The following is a 23,263-nucleotide window of genomic DNA, read 5'->3' as shown; positions in this document are numbered from 1 at the left end:
TTCTTCTACTTATCGCATGATGCTTATTTCTTAAAAAAGCTAAAATAAAAATAAGATACGGAATAAAATAATATGTGAATAAAATAAAGAAAGGACTTATTAAAAACTGCCATGGAATATCCTGATTACTCAGATCATTATTATTTGTGCTATGATACTTGAGGTATTCTTCAATCGCTTGATCAGATGCTGTCTTTGCATTATACACATCGATCAAATACGTTACAAGCCATATAAAAATAAATGCTAGTATCACTAGAATAAGTATATACACAGAGCTTCTTTTTTTCATATATATCTTTCATCCCCGCTATTTTCTATATGTTTAGAAATCACATACGTGCTCATCTCATTAAAATAATGATATACATGATTTTAATGTTTGTAAAGCTATCTTTGTTGTATATGGTTTCTACTTATAAAGTCCTCATTTGATTTTACTAGACATTATAAAAAAATCCCTTACAATAAGGGTGAATAACTGGGAGGATTTATATGAATATAAAAGCAGTATTTTTTGACATTGACGGCACCTTTTACGACCATACGACCAACTGTGTACTGCCGTCCACAAAAGAAGCGGTACGAAAGCTGAAGCAACAGGGAATCAAAGTTGCCCTATGCAGTGGCAGACCTCTGCAGCTGGCAGCTGAATTACCGGTATTCGATGAATTCTGCTGGGATGGATTCATCGGTGGGAGCGGTATTAGTGTCTATGATGAAAACAGAGAGCTGATATGGGAAAATGCATTCTCAGAGGATCAGCTGAAAAAGCTGTTTGCGATTGCAGAAAAACACCGGCTTCCCTTATATGTAAATGGGGAGAAAACCTTTCTGACAAAGCCGCTACCCGCAAATAAAGAATTCATACTGGAGCTGTTTCATCTGGGAGTGCCGGAAATACGAAGCTGGAATCATGAACGCGTGGATGTGCTGAGCATTTTTGAAAATGAACAATATGATTTCGGAATGTTTCAGGAGGTGGAAAACATCCGCATGCAGCCATCCTGTGACTACATTATGGATATTTTGAAAAAGGATACCTGCAAGGCGACCGGCATCAAACAGCTGATGGCGTACTGGGGACTGGATAATGAGGCTTATATGGCATTTGGTGACAGTATGAATGACTGTGAAATGCTGCAGGAGGCTGCCATCGGTGTTGCCATGGGGAATGCCATGGATGCTGTAAAGTCCTATGCTGATCACATCTGTGGAAGCAGTGATACACCTGCTATTTATGACACCCTGCTGGCTTACGGACTCATCGTATAAACAGGAGGCGTGAAGTGTGAAAGAAAATCAAAAACATTATAATTTAATGCATTTGAAGCAACTTTCATACAGTATTTGTGCCGTGGACGAAGAGCGGTGGGATGGAGGAACGTATGAAAATAAATGCTGTATTTTTTGATATCGACGGTACTTTTTTTGATCATGTGAGCGGTATGGTACTTCCTGAAACTCTGACAGCTGTAAAAAAGCTAAGAGAAAACGGCTATAAGGTATGCCTGTGCAGCGGCCGTGCCAAGGAAATGGCAGAGCAGCTGGGGGTTTTACAAATGAGTGCATGGGATAGCTATGTCGGTGGTGCCGGAGTGAGTGTCTACAACGAACGTATGGAGCTGATCAGCGAGCATGCCTTTACCAGAGAACAGACGGCACGTATTTTTGAGCTTGGCAGGCAATATGATATCTGTATTCAGTCGCATGGAACGTATGAATTCATGACCAAGCCTCTGAATCCGTATTCCCGGCAAACCTTCGCGGAATTTCACTGCGAGGTCCCCGAGGTGCGGGACTGGCACGATGAGCCTCTGGTTGCCATCAGCGCATATGAGAAAAAAGGCTTTGACTGGAGTATGTTCGATGATATTGAAGGCATCGAGCTGCAGCATCCCAACGACACCTGCGTGGATTTCATGCAAAGCGGCATCAACAAAGCGACCGGAATTCGAGAGCTGATGGAGTTCTGGGGATTTCCTCACAATTCCTACATGGCATTCGGCGATTCTTTGAACGATATGGAAATGATACAGGAAGCAGAGTATGGCATTGTCATGGGAAATGGAAAGGATGCTTTGAAGCCCTATGCCGATCTGGTCATCGGACCAAGTAACGAAGCAGTCATTTATCAGACCCTGAAGGAGCTGCACATGCTTGATTAGGACGAGGTACACTGTTTTTCAGGTCTACTGTATGGGTTAAGTACCGTACTTCATAGAAAGAAAGCAGCAGAGCGGACAGAAAGGCTCTGTTGCTTTTGTATTGTCTGAAAGAAACACATATGATTACAGGGTTTGCATATATGTGGTGAAGCCGAGAATCAGCACATTAAAACATCCATGAAGGATTGCTAACGAATAAATAGAGAAATGATCCGGCAGCTTGATCATAAGTGCTGTAAATACTCCTCCGATCATGAAGCTGGTGAGCAACTGCAGCATGGAGAACACTTCCGAGCCTATATGTGCAAGTGAGAACAGCAGAGCACACAGAACGATTACCAGCATTTCGGATGAAATATATGCTTGCAGAACCCATCGTAGGAAGCCTCTGAATAACAGCTCTTCCGTAAACCCGATGCATAGGATCTGATATATCATAAACTGCAGGAATGGCATTGTTTCCTGATATACCCATGTATATGTGACAAAGGGCAATGAGCACAGTAGCAGAATGCCAAAAAGTAGACTTCCCCCTTGTATTTGTTTCCTAATTCCTGCTTTGGTGATTTTATCAGCCAGAAAAGGATACCCGCACAAGAGGCATACGCCGATTAGAACACTTACATCCACAATCCCCTTCAAAAAGGGGTATGGGACCTTTATAAACATGCGAAGAGCTGAAGTAAGGCTGTCATGAAAACATGCAGGTACGAAAAAGAACCAGGTTCCTATGACGATACAACCGCAAAGCTGCTTATACTGCAAATGTTTTTTCTGCCACATATACACCTACTCCTATTCCTTACCTACTCTCCATACATCCTTATGCTGGATAAACCGCCCTGCTTTTTCATTACCCTGCCTGCTTCCCTGAGATAGCCTGTAGCATATTCACTATGTTCATTATCGCATGCTCCCTTACTCCTGTAAATCGCTTTTCAGATATGAACGGCATTTCATGCAGCTTGCATATTGCTAAAGCATGAAAACAGGATACCTGCAAGCCGTGGTGGAATGATTTGATCCTACGCAATCCTCATCTCAGATATTTGCAGGATTTTCCATACAGAAATTTCATATATGTTTCATATACCTGTGTTACTATTAAGGATAGATAGAGGAGTTGAACAGGATGGATAAACGGATACTGCTTGTTGAGGACGAGGAGGATACAAGAGAGGCTGTTTCAGAATTTTTAAATGAATATGGCTATCGGGTTACAGCAGCAAGGGATGGCGAAATCGCTATGGAGCTGCTGCGCAATAATCTGTATGATATGGTTGTTCTGGATATCATGCTGCCGAAGGTAAACGGCTTTGTTGTGTTAAACTGGCTCAGAAAGCGGAGTCAGGTTCCTGTTTTGATGCTGACGGCGATGCATGATGAATATACACAGCTTATGAGCTTTGATGAACAGGCGGATGATTATATTACAAAGCCGTTCTCTCTTCGTCTGCTCCAGAAACGCATTGAGGCTTTATTTCGCAGAGCGCGTCCGCAGATCAGTACCGGGATGTGGCAATATCAGGATATTGAAGTGGATTTCAATGGGTTTCAGGCATTTATCAAAAAGGAACCCGTCGATTTAAAACCGAAGGAGATTCTTCTTCTAAAGCTTTTGCTGGAGCATGCCAATCAGGTACTCACAAGAGATCAGATTCTTGATTGTCTTTGGAAGGAGGAAGCCCCCATGGACAGAGTTGTTGATGTGTATATAAAGAATCTGCGTAAAAAATTAGGCTTGGATTGTATTGTAACCGTTAAGGGCATCGGTTATAAATTTGAGGAACGCCTATGAAGAAAATGCGGTTGTTTACCAAAACCTTTGTATATACCATGCTGCTGATGAGTCTGGTGATTCTGGTAGCCCATGCACTCCTGTATTTCCTTCTGCCCAGTGAGTATGTGAAGCAGAAAAATCGCGAGGCAGATGAACTGAGCGAGGAAATGAAGCAGGAGCTGAATGGCTTAACAGAGGAAAAGCTGCTGGAAAAGGCGAAGAGCTATCTGGAGGATTCTGAAATCAATCTGCATATCGAGCTGAAGGATAAATCGTATATGTATACCTCCTTTACCGTGCTGAACAATCTAGCAAGCAGTCAAAAGAATTCTGCCCTGTCCATACAGCAGCAGGAAAACGCAGAGGACAAACAGAAGAATGCTGATAAAAAGAAAATAACAAGTACGTATTCTACCGGTCTTGCCCTTTCCTCCATCATCGGGCTGGGTGATAGCGAACATGCTACCACTGTTTTGCAGCGTGAGCTGCAGATCCGTTTGAAGGACAAAAGCACCGCCGTACTCACGTTAAATATGAATTTGCAATCCATTCAGGAGGCCAGCAGCGTCATGTTCCGTATCTTACCCTATACGCTAGGTATCTGCATATTGATCTCCCTGCTCGCCGCCTACCTATATGCCCGTGCCCTGACACGGCCGATTCAATCCATCTGTTCATCTACAAAGCAAATGGAGCAGCTTCAGCCAACAGAGCGCTGCCGTGTACATACACAGGATGAAATCGGAGAGCTTGCAGATAATATCAATTCGCTGTATCAGTCCCTGCAGGATACCATCCACTCACTGGAGCAGGAAATCCATCATGTGTCACAGGCGGAGCAAATGAAGGTAGACTTCCTGCGTTCCGCATCGCATGAGCTGAAGACACCGCTGACAAGTCTGCATGTAATACTGGAAAATATGAGCCTGCAGGTAGGAAAGTATAAGGACCGCGATACCTGGCTGTTGAAATGTCAGGAAATCGTGGAGCATCTCTCTGTCATGATTCACGATATTCTGAATGCTTCCGCCATGGAAGGTATTCCTGATAAGGAGCCTGTAGCACCATACGCCTGCGTTCCCTGGCTGACTGCTGTTCTGGAGCCCTATATCCGAATCGCGAAAGCGAAGGGAATCCATGTTCTATATGAACCTGACAGCACACAGCAGCTTCACACAAATCCGAATCAGCTGGCAAAAGCAATTTCCAATATTCTCTCAAACGCTGTTTCCTATACCGATCAGGGAGGCTCTATTCACATCTATTTTCAAAAGACCACGCTTATCGTCGATAATACATGCATCCCCATTCCCCAGGAGCATCTTGTGCATATCATGGAAGCCTTTTACCGCCCGGATTTCTCGCGGAATAAGCAAACCGGCGGAAACGGCCTCGGCCTTTATTTTGTAGCGCAGATTCTTCAGCAGCTAAGAATTCCCTTTGATTTCCTGCCCTATGCGGATGGAATGCGTTTTCTCATCAATTTGAAGGAAGCCTAGTGCTTCTTTTTTTTCGCAGGCTGCGCCGTTTTTCCTCCTATGAAATTGTGAAAGATTTTTCCACAGGTCTTCACACAAATACTGCCTCCATATGCCTGCAGCATCCTTGGATTTCCTGTATCATATTACGTCATTCATAAACAACGCCGTTTCATTTCATACAGCCTTTATATTGTGATGATAAAGTAGGTGCAGGAAACAAAAGGAGGTTTCTATATGAGCTTATTTGAACGAGCATGGCTTTATATAACAAGAAAACGCGGAAAGACACTGATTATGTTTTGCATTCTATTCGCGATGGCAAGCGGAATTCTCAGCGGCATTTCCATTAAAAAGGCCGCACAGGCAGCGATGCAGCAGGCACGGGAATCGGTTGGCGGAAGCTTCACGATGAATCTGAATTATGATGAAAGCAACCCGAATGTAAAACGTGAGGAGACCAGCAATGCATATGGCTCCGGTGCGCGTTTGGAGAATACAGGGCCACCGCTGACAGAGAAAATCGCAAAGCAGCTGAAGGCTATTGAAGGTGTGAAAGCAGTAAATGGCAATGCAGTCGCCATGCTGGAGGATAACGGTCTGAAATATATCAAGGCGCAGAAGGATCATAACTTTTCTTTCTCTGTATCCGGCGGTGGTGATGATACTGCCGCTCTGCCGAATTTCCAGCTGGGAATCAATATGGATTCTACACTGGATACGATGTTTCAGAATAAACGCATCAAGCTGGTAGAGGGACGTCACATCAAGCCGGATGATAAACGTAAGCTGCTGATGCATAAGGAGCTTGCAGAAAAGAACAAACTGAAAATCGGTGATAAGGTGCCATTAAAGCTGCGTGATCGCGACCGAAATGAAAAGGGTCTCCCTGATAAGGCCGTAGAGGCGGAAATTGTCGGACTATTTGAAAATGCTGCTACTGAGCAGAATCCCATTTCCTTTATGATGCCGGAAAATAATCTGATTACCGATGTGGAAACAGGCAGACTGTTGCTAGGTATGGATCAAATCGAATTTGAATCAATTTACTGCCTTGTAAAGGATCCGAAGCAGATCGACAGGGTAGTCGCTCAGGTGAAGAAGCTGGACCTGGATTGGGACCAGTATCTACTGGATACCAACGATGAGCAATATCAACAGATTGCCGGATCAATCGAAAATCTGGATGAGATGGTCACACTGATTCTGTATGCGGTCTTCCTTATATCCTGTGTCATACTGACACTGCTTCTGTCCTTATGGATCAAAGGAAGAATTTACGAAACAGGTGTTCTGTTATCGCTGGGTATATCCAAAACAGGAGTCGTACTACAGTATATCTGCGAGCTGATGATTATAGCGGTACTTGCATTTGGTCTGTCCTTTCTCTTTGGAAAGGCGATGTCACAGTCACTTGGTGATCGCATGATGGCACAGATTCAGAAGCAGCAGGAAAATAGCCAGGCTGCCAACAGCATATCAATCACCGGTAATTCCATGCGCGGAGGACTGCAAAAGGAAGCGGATGAAATCACGGAGCTTGATGTTTCCGTTGATGCACAGGAGCTGCTGCTCGTATACACTACCGGCACCGTTATGATTGTCATATCTGTATTGCTGTCCAGTGCGGCGGTATTGCGGTTGAAGCCAAAAGAAATTCTTTCCAAAATGAGTTAGGAGGACATACTATGCTGGAAATGAAAGATATTAGCTATACGTATAAGGGAAAGGGAAACCGACAGATATTGACGGATATCAATATGACATTTGAGGAAGGAAAATTCTATGTTATTGTCGGCACCTCCGGATCCGGGAAAACAACACTGCTTTCTCTGCTTGCAGGTCTTGATGAGCCGCAGAGCGGGCAGATACTGTATGCGGGGGAGGATATCCAGAGAAAAGGATTGAGCTATCATCGTCGACACCATGTATCCATTGTGTTTCAGAATTATAACCTGATTGACTATTTAACCCCCTATGAAAACGTGTGTCTTACCAAACGCAAGGCTGATCCTGCCCTGCTGCATTCGCTGGGTCTGGCTGAGGATGAAATCCGCCGCAATGTTATGAAGCTTTCCGGGGGACAACAGCAGCGAACAGCACTTGGCCGCTCGCTGGCAAGCGATGCCCCCATCATTCTTGCAGATGAGCCGACAGGTAATCTGGACAGTGAAACAGCAGACGATATTATTCGTGTACTAAAGACAAGTGCCTCTCAGCTGAACAAATGCGTTATCGTTGTTACACACAGCAAGCGTCTGGCAAAGGCTGCGGATGTCATAGTACGACTGCGCCATGGAATGCTTTATGAAATCTGATATGGATCAGAGCTGCTTGTATCAGTTTGTACGCAGAAAAATCCGGGAGGAACTGCATATCAAGGAGCAGCATACCTATCTGGAGGAAGAGCTGTTGTGCTCCCTTACCGTCCTGGTCTATCATCTCTGTGATCTCAGCGCAGATACGCTGGATATGCATATTCATAATGTCATCGTTCAGCAGATGCCACTTATTCAGAAAACGCTGATGGAAAGTGCACAGCTTAACAGAAAGGAAGAACATTCATGAAAAACATTTCAAGCAAGGCTGCACAGGTAGCTCATGCCTGCTATATATTATCCGCCATTATGGTATTCTACACACTGCTCAGTATCTTCAATATACACCAGTATATCCAAAGTCTGGTCGATGCGAATCAGCTGATTGTATCCCAGCAGCTGTTTAAGGTTTTCATCACCTATCTGGACAGCAGTCTGCCAAGTCTGTGTTATGCCCTCATATTGCTTGCCCTTGGCTTTATACTCCAAAAACGCTATGAAGGCTGCAGGGATATACTCGTCAATCAGCCGCCTGTGGAAAAGAAAGAGAAACAGGAAGCGGTGGAAAATGAGGATGATATCGATGCATATCTGAAATCAATTTAAACCGCAATCTCGTCCTGCAGAAAAGACCTGTAGCGATATGGAAGAAGCATTCTCCATATTGAATACAGGTCTTTTTTTATGCAGGATTCAAATACTTTCATTCTCCTTTAAATAGCGGCGAATGTCCTGAATCTGCCGTCTGGTGTCATAATACCCCATCCAATACAGACTGCCCAGCTTTTCTAGATCCGGCTCCAGCCTTCCCACGGTAACCGGCTGTGAAGGTGCGATGACATAGATACGTTTTTGCTCCTGCAGCATTTCCAGCGCCTCGCATTGCCGATTATAATTGACATCCATTTCCTCCAGCGCTTTGATAAATTTCGGGTACGGCCTGTAGATCGTCTTTTCCAATGGCAGCTTTCGGGTGATGCTGTCCGTTTTCTTACGATAGGACAGCGGTCGCGTCCGCACGACGATAATTTTTTTATAGCCCTCCCGCAAAGCCCAGGCAAAGGGAATTTTATCACTGCAGCCGCCGTCCAGATACGGATAGCCCTCCATCCATACCATTTTGGAAATAAACGGCATAGAGGCTGATGCCTGCACCGCCTGAAAGATATCGCGGCAGTGATCCTTTTCAAAATATACCGGCTCTGCTGTTTCACAGTTGGTCGCAACAGCAATAAAGCGACGGTCGAATTGAAAAAACCGTTTCTTATCAAACGGGTATTCCTGATCTGCCTGATGAAAGGCAAATGCAAAGCCAATCAGACCTTCCCCGTTTTGCAGTGCTTTTCTTCCCACATACCGTTTGTCATGGCGGTATTTCAAATTCATGCGGATTGATCTTCCAATCTGACCGGATACATAATTCAATCCATTCATGGCTCCTGCGGATACACCGATCGTACAGCGCAGATTGATGTTTTCCAGCATGAGAGCATCCAACACACCCTCACCATACAGCCCGCGAAATGCACCGCCCTCCAGAACAATGCAGCCCTCCTGTACCATGGTGGATGCATTTCCGTGCGGCAGCTGATGAAAGCCGGAATATATTTTATTCATTCCATCACCTCTCACAATCCAAGAATGAAGCAGCTGCGTATTATGGCAATGGCACAGCTCATGGTTACCGTCATTCATCCGTTGGAATTTTACGTAAGCAATACTAGCACAACTCTATCCCATAGTCAAACGATAGGAAATGAAAAACCGAAAGCATCACCTTCGGTTCATTTATAACTACGTATCAAACAGAGAGCTTACAAAGCTGCCTTGTTTAATCGGAATACCGACACGAACATTTCATCATACAGGAGAATATGCTCTCCCATTCTTCCTGCGCTGACCACCTCATCACGCAGAATGCGAAGTCCCGGCTTTACTCTGATCATCAACTCTGTAATTTCCTCAATGGTCTTCTGCTTTTTGCTGTGAAAAACCAGCTCTTCTCTTCCGATTTCCAGAAAAGCCTGATATAGTTCTTCCGGATAATCGCCTAGCCAAACATTTGGATAGTGCATAAGCATATGCCATGCATCATCAATCTTGATTTCTTCTTCCATATCTCACTCTCCTTGCTATATTGTATTATAGAGAAGAAAAAATATACAGAAGAAGGCTAAGGTAAATTCTGGAATCCCCTGTTTTGATGCTGCTGCTATGCGGAAAACCGGAAGTCAATCAAGATAGTTTAAAACCTCTTCCACATCTGTTATGATTGCATCCGCCTGATTTTGTTGAAAGCCAAAGCGGGTATCTTTCTTTGCCAGCACGTACATTCCAGCGTTTTTAGCAGCTTCAATTCCATACGGACTGTCTTCAAGCACCAGACATTCTGCACAGTCTGTATGCAGATTCTGTGCAGTGCGTATATAAATTTCCGGGTGCGGCTTTGTTTTCTGAAGCATCTCCCCGCTCAATACGCTATCAAAATACGGATGCAGCTCACATTGTGTGAGTACCGCATTGATATCCGCCAAATCTGAGGAGGAGGCAAGCGCGATTTTTATTTTTCGCTCCTTCAATACCGCCAGCGTTTTTTTCACACCGGGATTGAGAATAGACGCATACGATATAGGCATATATGCGTTCTGCTCATAATGTATTAAAAAGCTTTCATAGTCCATACGACTTTTATAATATGCATAAACAGCATTGGTAATCGCATGCATGGAATTACCTACCAGATGATACAGGGAGGCCGGTTCCACCTGTATCCCATCATGCTTCAGAAACCGAACGATATCCTGCAGATAAAGAGGTTCTGAATCAATCAGAACCCCATCCATATCGAAGATGACTGCATGAAACATATCAGACGATACCAAAGAATGCCAGTGCAATACTCAAAGCGATAATGATAAGCAGAATGGTCGTGGTTTTTACTTTTTTACCGAGGAAATAATACAGAATACCGAATATAGCCAGCGGCAGAAGACAGGGCATAACCTCATTTAGATAATCCTGCAGCGGCTGTGCAAAATCGCCGCTTCCGACTTTGATTGGTAATTCAAAATACACCATGGAAGCACTCATACAGCCGATGACCATCAAGCCGACCACAGATGCAGCATAGGTCACCTTCTCCATCAAACCGGATTCCGTTACCTGTTTGAAAACATCTGCACCAAGACTGTAGCCCTTGTTCAGACAGAAATAGCGTAACAGCCAGGCTGGAATATTGAAAATCAGAAGGAAAATCAATGGTCCCATAATATTTCCATCTTTGGAAAAGGAAATCGCGATTCCTGCAGCAATAATTCGCAGAGTGCCCCAAATCAGAGAATCTCCAATACCGGCCAGCGGTCCCATTAAGGAAGCGCGGACAGCATTGATTGAATTTTCATCAAAGCTTTCATTGTTTGCGTTTTCTTCCTCCATTGCCGCAAGAATTCCATACAGCAGGGTGGATAGATGGGGAGTAATCGCCATAAATTCCAGATGCCGCTGTAAAGCACGGCTTCTGCCCTCCGCATCATCCGCATACAGCTTTCCGATGACCTTGCACATCGTATAGCCGGCCGCAAGATTTTGCTGACGCTCATAATTCCAGGAGGCATCCTGATGGCAGGATCTCCAGAAAATACTCATCAGATCTTTTTTATTCAGCTTTTTCATATTAGAATTCGTTGTCATCCTGCAATCCCTCCATTTTCATATTTGTATCCTTCTTAATTGTCATAATCACAACGACAATCACGCAGGCCATCAATGCCACGCCAAGCACAGGCACCTGCAGATAGGCACTCAGAAGAAAGCCGCCGAAGAAAAATGCTGCGACATCCTTTGTCATAATCATTCTGGCCAGCATGGCAAATCCGATGGCAGGGATAATGCCGGTAGCTACCTCCAGCCCATGTGTGATAAAGGCAGGAATGGATTTTACGATATCCGCAATGAAGGGTGCCCCCAGATAGTAGGAAACTGCCACCAGCAAAGACAGAGGAACAAGGAAGGTGCACACAGCCAGCAAATGCGCATGTTCAACACCCTTTACATTTCCTTTTGCAGCATTACGGTCGGCCATAACACAGCTAACCTGCGGTATTACAAACATCATCAGGATATTGCTCAGCATCAATACCAGCGTTGCAATCGGAACTGCCAGTGCAACTGCTGTTCCGGCTTCACTGCCGCTGGAGATTACAAAGGATGCCCCGATAATCGTCCCGGAAACCATATCCGGCGGATTGCTGGCACCAACCGGAAAAGCTCCCAGCCAAACCAGCTCCAGTGTTGCCCCTACTATGATACCCATCTGTAAATCCCCCAGAACCAGTCCCACCAGTGGTGAAATCACAAGCGGACGATCCAGCATGGAGCTTCCCATAATTGCATTTGCATAGCCGAACAATGCGACCAGTCCGATCAACAGTGATTGTATCAGTAAATTCATCTTTCTTTCCTCCTTACTATATCAGCTGCAGGGCATCCTGCTTCGGATCACCTGGAACCATACGTATTTCCAGCTCCACACCCAAGGCATGCAGCTCCTTTAGAATTTCCACATCCTGCTCGTCAACCGATATGGCCTTTGAAATCTGCTTTTTCCCCGGTTCATTTTTCAGTCCGCCAAGATTGATTGAAGAAATACACGGATATCCCTTCACAAGCCTTGCTGCATCCGGTATGTTCCCACAAATTATAAACAGCTTGTACTTGTCTGTTACTCCACTGTTTAATGCCTTTATGGAATCCTCCACACTTTTCATTACCAGCTTGACGCCGTTTGGTTTTGACATGCGAATCGCCGTCATACGCAGTTCATCCTGCACAACCTCATCATTGGCAATCAAAATACAATCCGCCCCCAGCTGTTTTGTCCATGAAAATGCAACCTGACCATGCAGCAGACGGTGATCGACACGCAGCAGCTTCAGCATGTCAATCTCCCCCTTTCAAACAGGCGTTCCTTGCACTGATCATTTGTTTCACATGCTGTGCATCCACCTCTCCGTGATCCTTATAGGTATCCTTAAAATAACTTCCAACGATGGCGGCATCTCCAACATGCAACTGTTTTTCACAGTTATCCGGTGTCATACCAGCTCCGATTATCAATGGGAAATCCCCTATAATATCACGGAATTCCTTAATTTTTTCCATGCTTGTTTCCTGACCGGTTGCATCCTGCGTAACCACGATGGCATCACAGCGTGTCATACCGATTCTTAAATCCTCCTGCAGACTTCTTCCGGAAAGATACGGTTGATATTTAAACCGGACACCTCCCAAAACATATCCGGAAAACCTGGAGCGATACAGCTTCATAAAGGCATCAAAGGTGATGTCATTGCGTTCCTCCAAATGCCCGGCAACGGAATCCAGCTGTACGAATGTTGCTCCGTATTTGATTGCCAATTCAAAATTCATGGTGTCCTGATCCAAGCAATTCACTCCATAAATCTGATTGGGATAATTTTGCTGCAAATACGTTAGAACCAGCACCATGTGCCGATAGGTGCCAAAATAGTTTTCCACAATTACAGCATCTACCCCGTTTTCATAATAGATACTGATTTCCTTTTTCGCTCGCTCCATCACCTCTTCATCATTGTCACCAAGCAGATGCAGCATGCCGAAAATCGGCTTCCTGCTTTTGAATACATCCAAAAATTCTTTTTTCATGTCTCTTTGTCCTTTCCTAAAAATCTTCCTCTTCCTGTTTATCTATGCTTTTTCTACAGGTAATCCCTGCTTTAGCCTCATCCATCATGTGCACCATACGCTTCTCACTGACATCATCATGATCGCCCAGCAATACACTCAGCACCAGATTCAAATTCATGCCCGACAGAACCGTCACATCGCCAAAGGCTGTCAGCTGTGATAAAGCCGTATGCACACTGCCTCCCAGAATATCAGCCAGTATGATCCACGCATCATCGCTGGTTTCTATCTTTATCCGAAGCTGATCTGCATAATCCTGTGGATTCTGCCCCGGATACAGGCAGAACACCTCCACACCCTTTGTAAGATCACCGATGATCATGGATGCGGAATGCAGCATACCCTTTGCCAGCTCACCATGTGATGCCAGAATTATGTTTGCCATATCTTTCATCTCCCTTCACTTATTTACGTAGCAAAAGGTGTGCCAACCTTGCTTACATATTAAAAAAAACTGGAAAACTGCCGATTTCTTCCCTTTTCCTTCTATATTGCCCTGTTAATCCTTCTTATGTGAACCCATTTATGAAGCATACAGCATGCCAGTATATCCGCAAGGGCTTCAGCATCGACGCTATCCTGCTTTGCATCGACGCTATTTCTTCCAGCTATCACTGCCATAATAATGCCCCTGTACGCTTCCACTTACATGCCAAACAAGATAAAGGGCTGACGCAATCACATCGGTTACGTATCAGCCCTTAAATTATAATCATTCCTTCCTGTACATCATCCTTTTTATTATCTTAGCTCTACTCACTGACAACAGTTCTCTCTGCCACTTACAAACGACATCGGACTTCTTCAAATAAAGGATCTTTCAGGCATGTATCGTGCAGACCTTTTGATCCTTATGAAGCTGCTTTGTGTAATCAAGGATATGAAAAGCTGCGTGCCATCATCCCCTTACAGAACGAAAGCCTTTTACACAGGAATACCTTCCTGATGTAAAGGGCTTCTACTAACCGTCATTATGCTCTACATAATTAAAGATATATCCGATTTCCTCAACCGGAATCTCCACACCGTAATAACTCTCCACAACACTGAACGCATGCTTTACGCACTGAATGAAGGCTGCCTCCTGCTGCGCAAAATCCTCGATATCCGTAAAAATTTCAATCTCTCTTCTTGTCACCAGACGTTCAATCAGACAGCAGATATGGACATACAGTCCGAAGCAGGTATTGTTGGTGAAGCGCAGTCCCAGCTCCAGCTGCAGCTTATCAATCGCATCCGCAACATGCTCCAGAAGCTTGTTTGGATTTAGAATCGTCAGATTGTTCATAATATTGGATAAAGAAAAATTCTTCAGTATGTTTTGCTGGAAGGTTTTCATCTCATCCTCCCGCATATAGTCCTGGAAATAGATTTTCAATTCATCCAGTGTATCATTGATGATCAAATCCTCGATCGGAATAAACCGAATTCCCTCTAGATTGGGATTCAGGGTACCTACTATGCAAATCACCTCATATGTATCGAAAAAGGCATCGTGCATCTGCTTCTCCAGCAGGGTATTATAATCATAGGTCAATACCTGAATCGGGAAATTATGCGGCAGGGAATCCTTCAGAATTGTTTTCAGCTTCTCTGCCGTACCGATTCCACTGGCGCAGGAGCATAAAATCACCTGTTCCTTTCTGCGATGCTCTACAATATGATAGTGATATGCACTGTAGGTTTGCACCGCTTCAAATATCTCCTGCATGCCGGTTCCCTGAATCATACCGCTTCCTACCTCAAGCGCCAGCTTGGTTGTCACATTATTCATGATACCGATATTGGCATTCTGATTTTCTATTCCCTTATACAATTCCTCTAAAGAGCCCATATCCACCAGCAGAAACAGCTCCTCAAAACGACCGATTTTGCTGAGATAACGGTTCAGACGCTCGGTAATCTCCTGTGTCGTAACATGCAGCGGCATATCGATGGAATCAAAGACATAGCGTCCTAGAAATTTATTCACGGCATCCGCAAGAGAGCTGGCGGTGGAAAAGCCGTGTGCGATGATGATACCGATTCGCTTATTCAAATCCTGCATGCGATTCAGCAGCTTCAAATGCAGGCATAGAATCATGGGAATCAAATCCTCAAATTTTACATCCAGATTATTTTCAAGATGCTCGCGGATTTCCTCCGCAATCGCATATTCTCTGGGAAGCTTCTGCTTCAGAAATTTCTGCAGGGCAGCCATCTGTTTGCGATTTGCCTCCTGCCAGTTGCCAAGCTCCAAGGTATTCTGCATACAATCCACAATACATGCCGTAATGGCAATCAGATCATTGTTCACATACTTAAAGCCATAGCGCAGAGACAGCATATCGAAGATACTCGTAACAATCCCCTGCACATACTCATTCCCCGACAAGGCAGCACTGCTGCGCAGCATCGTTGCTTCCTGATAGGAATGGATTGCTTTTCCTGCTTCATCAAAGCAGACAGCAAATTCATGCGGTGTCTGAAATGCCGCAAGGATATGCTCCAACAGCTGAATGATGGGACGCTCCTTCAGCACAAAGCTTTTCAGCTCATGGACAGGAATCATGCGCTGCCCTTCTCTGGATACCGATTTCCCTGTATCCTTTCTTTCCCGCAGCTTCTCAGGAAGATTGTAAGCACGTATTTCCAGTATGCCGCTTTTTTGATCCGAAGCAAACAATGCGTTCACACAGCTTGCCTGTATCGCATTTTTTAACTCTCCGATGTTGCCTTCAAATTCGCAGCTCAAAAGGAGCCGATAAACAAGTGAAGAGATATGAATTGACTTATGAATACGCTTTTCCTCATCCTCGAATATGGAATGAATCAGCTGCAGACGTTCATGAGAGCCGCGCTCCGCAAGGGATGGGACAGTGACGATCATCGGAATTCTTCGCAGCAGTGTTTTTAAAAGGACCTCCTGCGGCTTTTCTGTTGTCGCAAAAATAAGACGGACACTGGATTTATACCATTTCTCATTATCGCCAACCATATGATAGATGCCCTTATCCATGAACAGAAACAGCTTTTCCTGACATTCCGCCTTCAGACAATGCACCTCATCCAAAAACAGAACACCATCCTCTGCCAGCTTGATCAAACCGGGATTATCCCTGTCAGCTCCTGTAAATGCCCCCTTTTTATGACCGAAGAGATTTGCGGTCAAAAGCTCCGGATTGTTCGCATACTCGCTGCAGTTTACAATCAGAAATTTTCTGTCTTCTGCGATCAGCCCCTGATTTATTGCATACTCATACATAAGCTGTGCCAGAAAGCTTTTTCCGGTTCCTGTTGGTCCATACAGCAGAAGCGGAAGACCGGAAGGAGGATACGAAATGGTCGCCTTACACTGGTTCACCAGGGAAGACAGACTTTCATCATAGCCGATCAGCTTCTCAAAATCCTGCGGCTGATGCGGCTGCAGTGCCTTCTGAAACTCTTCCATGGAAGTAAACTCACGCTGATGCAGTGAAACATCATACCTATCCTCTATCGTATCCCCATCATAAAATACGACCGGTCTGGTATTGATTTTCAACAGACGTCCTTCGGTAAACAGCTGATTGAGATACTGAGATACCATATTGCGGCTCAGCTGCAGTTGTTCACTGATATAAAGCGAATTCCCCTGATCGCTCAATCCATGTTTTGTAGCCTCCACCACATAGGCATATACCTTTTCCAACATTCTGTTACCGACTTCCTTTCCTTATGATAAGTGTATAGGGCAAAGATTTGAAAGTCAATGTGGAAACTTATGGAAATGTACAAATGTTGGCACGATTTTTGCTAGGTTATAAAAGAGAATGATAGAGGTGATGATATGACGCAATTCCTGCAGCAGAACCAGACAATGAAACAGACACACATCCTCACACAGAAGAATCGGCAGGCACTGGAGGTTTTGAAAATGGACAGCCGCGAATTGCTGGAGCTGATTTCAGAAAGTGTACAGCAAAATCCGTTTCTCGACTTTCATCCCTGTGTACAGGGGGACGACTATCTTTTGCAAAATGCAATACGGCAGCCATCCTTACAGGAGGATCTGTACATGCAGCTGCACACGCTGCGACAGCCCTATGATGAAGCACTGTGCTCCTATCTGATTGAATCACTGGATGAACACGGCTTTTTAAGCGGTTCTATTCGTGCTTATTGTGAAGACCTGCATACCGATGAGGAAACGCTACTGCAGCAGCTTGAAATCCTGCAAAGCCTGGAGCCCTGCGGAGTCGCAGCACGCAGTATCCGTGAAGCTATGCTTCTGCAATGCAGGCGAAGCCATAATCCCCTTGGGGAACAAATCCTGTCAGAATATGCACAGGAGCTTGCAGAGGGTGATATAGCCCTTATTGCAAGAGGGATGCAGATCAGCGTCAGGGAGGTAAGGGAGGTCATTGCATCCCTTCGTACCTGTAATCCGAATCCCTGTGCAGAGTATACAAAAGATCGCGTGGAAACGATATTGCCCGAGGTGGAAATCTGTGTACAGGACAAGCAGCTTCAAATCATACCGATGCGCTATGGCGCTACGCTTGTGCAGGAGCAGTATATACAGGCAATCGAACAAAATGAGCAGCTGAAAGCCTATTTCCGTGAGGCAAATCTGCTGTTTGAAACACTGAACCGCAGAAATGCCACACTTCTGCTGATTATGAATGAGCTGGTTACTATACAAAAGCATCATATGAGCTGCAGCCCTGCACGTTGCAGAATCTGGCAGATCGAATGGGTCTGCATGTTTCAACTGTATCCAGAGCCTTACAGCACAAATACTATCTCTTTCACGGGGAATGCTATCCGATCCGCAGCCTGCTGCGTACAACAACTGCACAGGGTGACAGCAGTGATGCCGTACAACGTGCAATCGCAGATATCCTGCACCATGAGGACACATCACATCCCCTCTCCGATCAGCAGCTCGTCATCAAGCTGAGGACGATGGATATCAGTGTATCACGCAGAACCGTCACGAAGTATCGAAAGCTGATGCATATTCCAAGCAGTATACAAAGAAAGCATACATAAAAAAAGAAAAAGCGGCAACACTTTACAGCAGAGGTGTCGCTATGAAAAAAACAAATACAAGCCATGCACAGGAGCAACGGGTGAACTGCTGTGTCATGACCATGGGAATCAAGCATGCAGAACAGCTGGTGCTGCTGTTTGGAAAAACGCGAGTGCTTCAGCTTATGAATCAGCTTTTTGAACAGGCACAGCACCTGCTGCCCCAAAAAGCGCAGATTGCCCAGCTTTCAGATTATCGTCTGCTTTTTCTGCTGCCATCCTGTACACGACTGGATGCGCTGCGTCTGATCTATGATTTGGATGATTCCTGCGATGCCATTGCACAGCAGCTGTATGCTGCACGGCTTGCTCTTTCGTTCGGCATTTGTCAGCCCTATGCTTCGGATACACTGGAGGATGCCATACAGTATGCGGAATATTGCCGTCTGCATGATCGAGACAGCGAACGGTTTTCCACATCCTATGCATTTTATTCTCGACAGGCAAAGGATGTGCTGCATCACCGCTATCAGCTGGAACAAAACATTCTTAACGCCCTGCACAGACAGGAATTCAAGCTGTTTCTACAGCCAAAGATCAATACCGAAACACAACAGGTCGTTGGTGCAGAGGCACTGCTTCGCTGGATTCACAACGGCGTCTGTATACCCCTGCAGGAATTTCTTCCTATCGCAGATCAGAATACCTGCATTCGATTGCTGGACACCTATATGTTTGAACGCGTCTGTCAGCTTCTTGCACAGCGCCATGCACAGGGACTGCCGCCTCTTCCTATCAGTATTAACGTATCCAAGGCATCCTTCGAGGACGGGCACTATTATCTCGGAGAAATCCTCGCTATCTGCCAACGCTATGGCATCGCTCCTTCCTTACTGGAACTGGAGCTGCATGAGGATATCCCCTTTGAACAGAGAGAACAGGTACAGATATTTATACAAAGACTGAAGGAAGCGGGATTGCGCTGTTCTCTGGATGATTTTGGAAGTGCACGCTGCAATCTGCATATCCTGAGCTGGATCGATGTGGATATGGTAAAGCTGGACCATTCCTTTTTTGCCAAGCCATGGAACACTCGCCAGCAGATAACCTTACAGCACATCATCCCCCTGCTGCACAGGCTTCACCTTCCCGTCCTTGCGGAAGGTGTGGAAACAAAGGAACAGGTACAATTTCTCGCAGAGCTGCACTGCACGCTGATTCAGGGCTATTACTACTCCCCACCGGTTCCTGTTCATCAATTTTTCAAAGAAAACAAGATCTCCTTCTAAGGATACATGTGCAGGACCTGATACCATATGCTTCGATCACCTTGGGCATCAAAAGCATATCCAGTCAACCCTATCTTTTGTACAGCCTTGCACATATGCAAATAAGCAGTATCACGGGCTTATCCACATCAAGAAAAATATACAGAAATGAAAAAGAGGAAGCATATTTCTGGCGCCGTAAGCGTACCGTCCATGCTTCCTTTTTTTGATAAACAATGTATTCAGCGCTACCTGCTCTTTCTTCTGCTTTCTATACGTAATCCTTGTTCACAGCTTGTGCAGCTGTTCCTCGATGATTCTCCAGGCAGTCTCATTATCCTGTGCAAAGGTATCGGCATTTGCATGAAAATTCACCGGCATACTTCCCCTATACGCCGTAAAGCCGAGACGCTGATACATAGAAATAGCTACATAGCTGTTTGTCTGTGTCGTCAGATACAGAGGATGCTCACAATGCAGGCTGCTGTAGAGCTTAATCGTTTTCAGCATCAGGGATTTCGCTAGTCCCTTTCTCTGATGACGCTCATCAACACCGACCCAGTGTACCCGCATACGCCGTTCACCGAAATGAAATCCCTCCCAGACCGATGACGTTCCTGCAAGGTTTCCGTTCTCATCAACCACCAGAATCATATGCTGCGCAAGCTCCTTTGGATGAGTTTCAAAGGTTTCCGCAAAATAGCGTCTGCCAGATTCCATGCTTTCCAGCTGACCAAGTGATACATGCAATGCAATCCATGCCTCCTTATAGGATGGCTCATAGGGGTGAAAGGAATATCCCTTTGCCAATGGGATATCCGTAATCACCGGCGGCTGTGTCAATACCATCAGCACCGGATAATAGGGAATACGCTTATCTAAAGTTGTCATAGCTTCCTCCATTCCCACACTTTGCGTGGGTACAATGATCGCATGAACAGCGCTATTCATTTGCTGTTTTATCCATGCAGTTGAATATCATCACTATCCTGAAAAAAGGATGCGTTACAATCGCACCCTTATCCTAGCTCAATAGAATAGGAATAACGCTCTCCCGGATAATAGGAAATCGTATACTCCAGAACGTTGCCTTCATGATCATAGGATACACGTTCTCTGATTAACAGTGGATCGCCTTTTTTAATATCCAGCTTCTCCGCTTCTTCTTTTCTTGCAGTTATCGCTTTGAAATTCTCACGTGTTTTCACCGGCTTGCGAATATTTAGTTCATCCAGCAGTGCATACATACTTCCTGTATATTTTTCATCCTCCAGTGGCAGATTTCTGTCTCTGGAAAAATAGCTGACGAAATATACGATCGGCACATCATCCCCGGTTCTAACACGATCCAGACGATACACAGGATCTCCCTTTTTGCATCCAAAGATATCCGCCACATGCTGATCCGCCTTTACCAGCTCGATATGTGCCCAGCGTGTCCCCGGCTGTATACCGCGCTCCAGCATTTCATTGGTAAAGCTTTTGATACCTGCGAGCTGCTCTTCGATTTTATTTTGAAACAGAACTCTGGTTCCCTTTCCGCGGGCACGCTCAACCAGACCTTCACTCTCCAGCTGTGCGATTGCCTGCCGCGCAGTGATTCTGGACACATGAAAGATTTCCTGCAGCTGTGCCTCACTCGGTATGGAATCACCAGGCGCATATTCCTTTGATAAAATCTTATCCTTGATGATCTTCTTTATCTGTATATATAACGGAACGGCTCCCTTGCCAAAATCCAGCTTTTCCATGAAGTCACCTCCATGTGATTATTATATCATGTATGCGTATATTTTAGGAGTTATTTCTTACGTAAGCTTTCATAATTCCGATTTTGCTGCCGACAGACTCTCCATAAGGACGAATCGTATATTTGCCGGTGCTTGCCGGAACAATAAAGGTTTCTGCATAGTGGACAACAAATGGCTCAAATTTTCCTTCTTCACTTTCCACAACAGCTTCTCTTCCTTCCACAAGGTTCAGCATATTGACAGTACCAGCAGTATCATGATGTGTGATGGTTTCTGTCCAGTATCTTCTTGTTTCAATGAATTCCAGCTCATGCAGACCTGTGTGCTCTTCCACATAGTCCTCGGTACGTTTCACCTCATGAATCGCATTCACCAGGTTCTCCTCACACCATGTTGTCGTACGGTCCCACTGAATAACCTCTTTTCCGTGCTCCACATGTACCGGTCTTGGACGGCCATCCAGACCGACACGTCCCCAGTCCCACAGCTTGAAGGTAAAGATATACGGAGTTGCACTGATTTCCAGCACCATTGCCTCACTACCGGAGCAGTGGCAGGTACCGGCAGGAATCAGGAAGTGATCATGCTTCTTCGCAGGGAATTTGTTGATGTATTTCTCTGCATCAAATTCAATCTCACCTTTGTTTGCACGACGCAAATCTTCTATCATCTGCTTCTGATCCACACCGTCCTTCAGACCCAGATATACACAAGCGCCTTCTCCGGCATCCAGCATATAGTAGCTCTCATCCTGTGTATACTGCATACCGAACTGCTTTTTGATATATTCTGTCAGCGGATGTACCTGAAGGCTAAGATTCTGTCCGCCCATCGTATCCAGGAAGTCAAATCGGATTGGGAATTCCGCACCGAAGCGTGCATAAACCTGTTCACCAAGCAGCGGCTTTGGCTGATACAGCACCAAATCCATTGCCGGAATTTCCACAACAGCATCCGCAAATTCCAGATACAGGGAGTTTTCCTCCGGTACACCGTCAAAGCTCCATGCGAAATTGGATTTTTCACGGTCAAGATCACAGACCTCCTTCATCCACTGTCCGCCCCATACACCCGGATCAAAATATGGAACGGTACGGAATGGCTGCTGAGCAATCTGCTTCAGTGCATCACGCAGAGCAGTACCCGGAATCATTTTCGGATCATCTGCCTTATTGGTATCAATCAACCAGTCGATATCCTCAAACACTGACATCTTGTGTTTATCGGCAATCCGCCATTCAATGAAGAATCCGCGCTTGTTCTTACGCAGCGGATCTTCATCATAATTGCTGCATTTATAATTTCCCATGCCTGCACGATACCGCATCTGAATTTCCCAGCGTGCCATATCGAAATACACCAGCTTATCGCCAGGATGTACCAGCGATGCGCCAAAGCCGTATACGATCACCAGACCATCGGCTTTTTCCACCTGCTGTTTTGCAGCCCCCAGCTTTTCCATATCGATAAAATCAGAAACCTCGCCATAATACATCTTACCGAATACACGGTCATCGGTAAGGATATACTTCAGCTGCTCCGTAATCGTTTTTTCTTCCTTGAATACATCGATCATATTGATCAGCATAGCAGGCTCCAGCTTCTTCAGCTCCATAAGGATTTCTTCATCCCGTACTCCCGGATACACATCACAGGTTAGGATGTATTTTCCGGATGGGATTTCCTTTTTCAATGTATCCAGAATATTGTTGTAGCCGACAACGGCAGCATGCTCGTGTCCTTTGATTTTTGTTGATGGAAATTTGTTGTAATTGCTTTTCATC

24 protein-coding genes are annotated in these 23,263 nt (G+C 45.1%); 11 read left to right on the top strand and 13 right to left on the bottom strand.

The window, feature by feature from the left end; translation table 11 throughout:
* The first annotated feature begins 495 nt into the window (after positions 1-495).
* The 3 genes from NE665_RS01935 to NE665_RS01925 are packed head-to-tail and all read left to right on the top strand — an operon-like array spanning position 496 to position 2,168.
* On the top strand, positions 496-1,275 hold the full coding sequence (locus NE665_RS01935) for an HAD family hydrolase (protein WP_178760239.1): 780 nt from the start codon (positions 496-498) through the stop codon (positions 1,273-1,275).
* Positions 1,276-1,291: 16 nt separating this feature from the next.
* Positions 1,292-1,414 carry a hypothetical protein gene (locus NE665_RS01930; RefSeq protein ID WP_256302445.1) on the top strand — a complete coding sequence of 41 codons (123 nt, stop codon included), beginning with the start codon at positions 1,292-1,294 and terminating at the stop codon, positions 1,412-1,414.
* Entirely contained in the window at positions 1,389-2,168 is a 780-nt protein-coding gene (locus NE665_RS01925) for an HAD hydrolase family protein (RefSeq protein ID WP_178760238.1), read from the top strand. The genes NE665_RS01930 and NE665_RS01925 overlap by 26 nt, the downstream gene beginning before the upstream one ends.
* 123 nt (positions 2,169-2,291) lie before the next feature.
* Here the strand turns inward: NE665_RS01925 and NE665_RS01920 are convergent, their stop codons facing one another.
* Positions 2,292-2,951, bottom strand: a complete 660-nt coding sequence (locus tag NE665_RS01920; protein ID WP_178760237.1) for a CPBP family intramembrane glutamic endopeptidase — start codon at positions 2,949-2,951, stop codon at positions 2,292-2,294.
* 349 nt (positions 2,952-3,300) lie between these two features.
* Here NE665_RS01920 and NE665_RS01915 point away from each other — a divergent pair, with 349 nt between their 5' ends.
* From NE665_RS01915 to NE665_RS01890, 6 genes are all read left to right on the top strand, one after another.
* Complete coding sequence (locus NE665_RS01915) at positions 3,301-3,966, top strand: response regulator transcription factor (protein ID WP_117443197.1); 666 nt, start codon at positions 3,301-3,303, stop codon at positions 3,964-3,966.
* A complete protein-coding gene (locus NE665_RS01910; RefSeq protein ID WP_178760236.1) occupies positions 3,963-5,447 on the top strand; it encodes an ATP-binding protein in 1,485 nt (494 codons plus the stop codon). The genes NE665_RS01915 and NE665_RS01910 overlap by 4 nt, the downstream gene beginning before the upstream one ends.
* A 216-nt stretch (positions 5,448-5,663) precedes the next feature.
* Positions 5,664-7,103, top strand: coding sequence for an FtsX-like permease family protein (locus NE665_RS01905; protein ID WP_178760235.1), 1,440 nt, complete (start codon positions 5,664-5,666; stop codon positions 7,101-7,103).
* Positions 7,104-7,114: 11 nt separating this feature from the next.
* Positions 7,115-7,744, top strand: a complete 630-nt coding sequence (locus NE665_RS01900) for an ABC transporter ATP-binding protein (RefSeq protein ID WP_178760234.1) — start codon at positions 7,115-7,117, stop codon at positions 7,742-7,744.
* Complete coding sequence (locus NE665_RS01895; RefSeq protein WP_117443201.1) at positions 7,734-7,994, top strand: hypothetical protein; 261 nt, start codon at positions 7,734-7,736, stop codon at positions 7,992-7,994. The genes NE665_RS01900 and NE665_RS01895 overlap by 11 nt, the downstream gene beginning before the upstream one ends.
* Complete coding sequence (locus NE665_RS01890; RefSeq protein ID WP_178760233.1) at positions 7,991-8,350, top strand: hypothetical protein; 360 nt, start codon at positions 7,991-7,993, stop codon at positions 8,348-8,350. Before NE665_RS01895 ends, NE665_RS01890 begins: the two co-directional genes overlap by 4 nt.
* 87 nt (positions 8,351-8,437) lie before the next feature.
* Here NE665_RS01890 and NE665_RS01885 read toward each other — a convergent pair whose 3' ends face one another.
* The 9 genes from NE665_RS01885 to NE665_RS01845 form a co-directional block, all read right to left on the bottom strand.
* Positions 8,438-9,361: a patatin family protein gene (locus NE665_RS01885; protein ID WP_178760232.1), complete on the bottom strand. Its 924-nt coding sequence runs from the start codon at positions 9,359-9,361 to the stop codon at positions 8,438-8,440.
* A 197-nt stretch (positions 9,362-9,558) separates the two neighbouring features.
* A complete protein-coding gene (locus NE665_RS01880) occupies positions 9,559-9,861 on the bottom strand; it encodes a hypothetical protein (RefSeq protein WP_002607780.1) in 303 nt (100 codons plus the stop codon).
* A 114-nt stretch (positions 9,862-9,975) separates the two neighbouring features.
* Positions 9,976-10,611, bottom strand: a complete 636-nt coding sequence (locus tag NE665_RS01875) for an HAD family phosphatase (RefSeq protein ID WP_178760231.1) — start codon at positions 10,609-10,611, stop codon at positions 9,976-9,978.
* Position 10,612: 1 nt separating this feature from the next.
* Positions 10,613-11,434 (bottom strand): PTS system mannose/fructose/sorbose family transporter subunit IID, encoded by an 822-nt coding sequence (locus NE665_RS01870; RefSeq protein WP_117443205.1) that lies wholly within the window; start codon positions 11,432-11,434, stop codon positions 10,613-10,615.
* On the bottom strand, positions 11,418-12,194 hold the full coding sequence (locus NE665_RS01865; RefSeq protein ID WP_178760230.1) for a PTS sugar transporter subunit IIC: 777 nt from the start codon (positions 12,192-12,194) through the stop codon (positions 11,418-11,420). Before NE665_RS01865 ends, NE665_RS01870 begins: the two co-directional genes overlap by 17 nt.
* A gap of 16 nt (positions 12,195-12,210) precedes the next feature.
* Positions 12,211-12,681, bottom strand: a complete 471-nt coding sequence (locus tag NE665_RS01860) for a PTS sugar transporter subunit IIB (RefSeq protein WP_117443207.1) — start codon at positions 12,679-12,681, stop codon at positions 12,211-12,213.
* A 1-nt stretch (position 12,682) separates the two neighbouring features.
* On the bottom strand, positions 12,683-13,426 hold the full coding sequence (locus NE665_RS01855) for a BtpA/SgcQ family protein (RefSeq protein WP_117443208.1): 744 nt from the start codon (positions 13,424-13,426) through the stop codon (positions 12,683-12,685).
* 16 nt (positions 13,427-13,442) lie between these two features.
* On the bottom strand, positions 13,443-13,853 hold the full coding sequence (locus tag NE665_RS01850; protein ID WP_117443209.1) for a PTS sugar transporter subunit IIA: 411 nt from the start codon (positions 13,851-13,853) through the stop codon (positions 13,443-13,445).
* A 576-nt stretch (positions 13,854-14,429) separates the two neighbouring features.
* Positions 14,430-17,141: a sigma 54-interacting transcriptional regulator gene (locus tag NE665_RS01845; protein ID WP_117443210.1), complete on the bottom strand. Its 2,712-nt coding sequence runs from the start codon at positions 17,139-17,141 to the stop codon at positions 14,430-14,432.
* 135 nt (positions 17,142-17,276) lie between these two features.
* Here NE665_RS01845 and NE665_RS01840 point away from each other — a divergent pair, with 135 nt between their 5' ends.
* Positions 17,277-18,389, top strand: a complete 1,113-nt coding sequence (locus NE665_RS01840; protein ID WP_256302444.1) for a hypothetical protein — start codon at positions 17,277-17,279, stop codon at positions 18,387-18,389.
* A gap of 133 nt (positions 18,390-18,522) precedes the next feature.
* Positions 18,523-19,749, top strand: a complete 1,227-nt coding sequence (locus NE665_RS01835; RefSeq protein ID WP_117443211.1) for an EAL domain-containing protein — start codon at positions 18,523-18,525, stop codon at positions 19,747-19,749.
* A 267-nt stretch (positions 19,750-20,016) separates the two neighbouring features.
* Here the strand turns inward: NE665_RS01835 and NE665_RS01830 are convergent, their stop codons facing one another.
* The 3 genes from NE665_RS01830 to NE665_RS01820 form a co-directional block, all read right to left on the bottom strand.
* Positions 20,017-20,619 carry a GNAT family N-acetyltransferase gene (locus tag NE665_RS01830; protein WP_117443213.1) on the bottom strand — a complete coding sequence of 201 codons (603 nt, stop codon included), beginning with the start codon at positions 20,617-20,619 and terminating at the stop codon, positions 20,017-20,019.
* 128 nt (positions 20,620-20,747) lie between these two features.
* Positions 20,748-21,479: a GntR family transcriptional regulator gene (locus NE665_RS01825; RefSeq protein WP_117443214.1), complete on the bottom strand. Its 732-nt coding sequence runs from the start codon at positions 21,477-21,479 to the stop codon at positions 20,748-20,750.
* A 43-nt stretch (positions 21,480-21,522) separates the two neighbouring features.
* The gene (locus NE665_RS01820; protein ID WP_117443215.1) at positions 21,523-23,262 is read right to left on the bottom strand and encodes a class I mannose-6-phosphate isomerase; all 1,740 of its coding nucleotides are present in this window, start codon (positions 23,260-23,262) and stop codon (positions 21,523-21,525) included.
* Position 23,263 lies beyond the last annotated feature (1 nt).

This window comes from Clostridium sp. DFI.1.208, from assembly GCF_024463855.1.
In the GTDB taxonomy this organism is placed as follows: Bacteria; Bacillota_I; Bacilli_A; order Erysipelotrichales; family Erysipelotrichaceae; genus Clostridium_AQ.
This window is presented reverse-complemented; position numbering and strand designations above follow the sequence as displayed.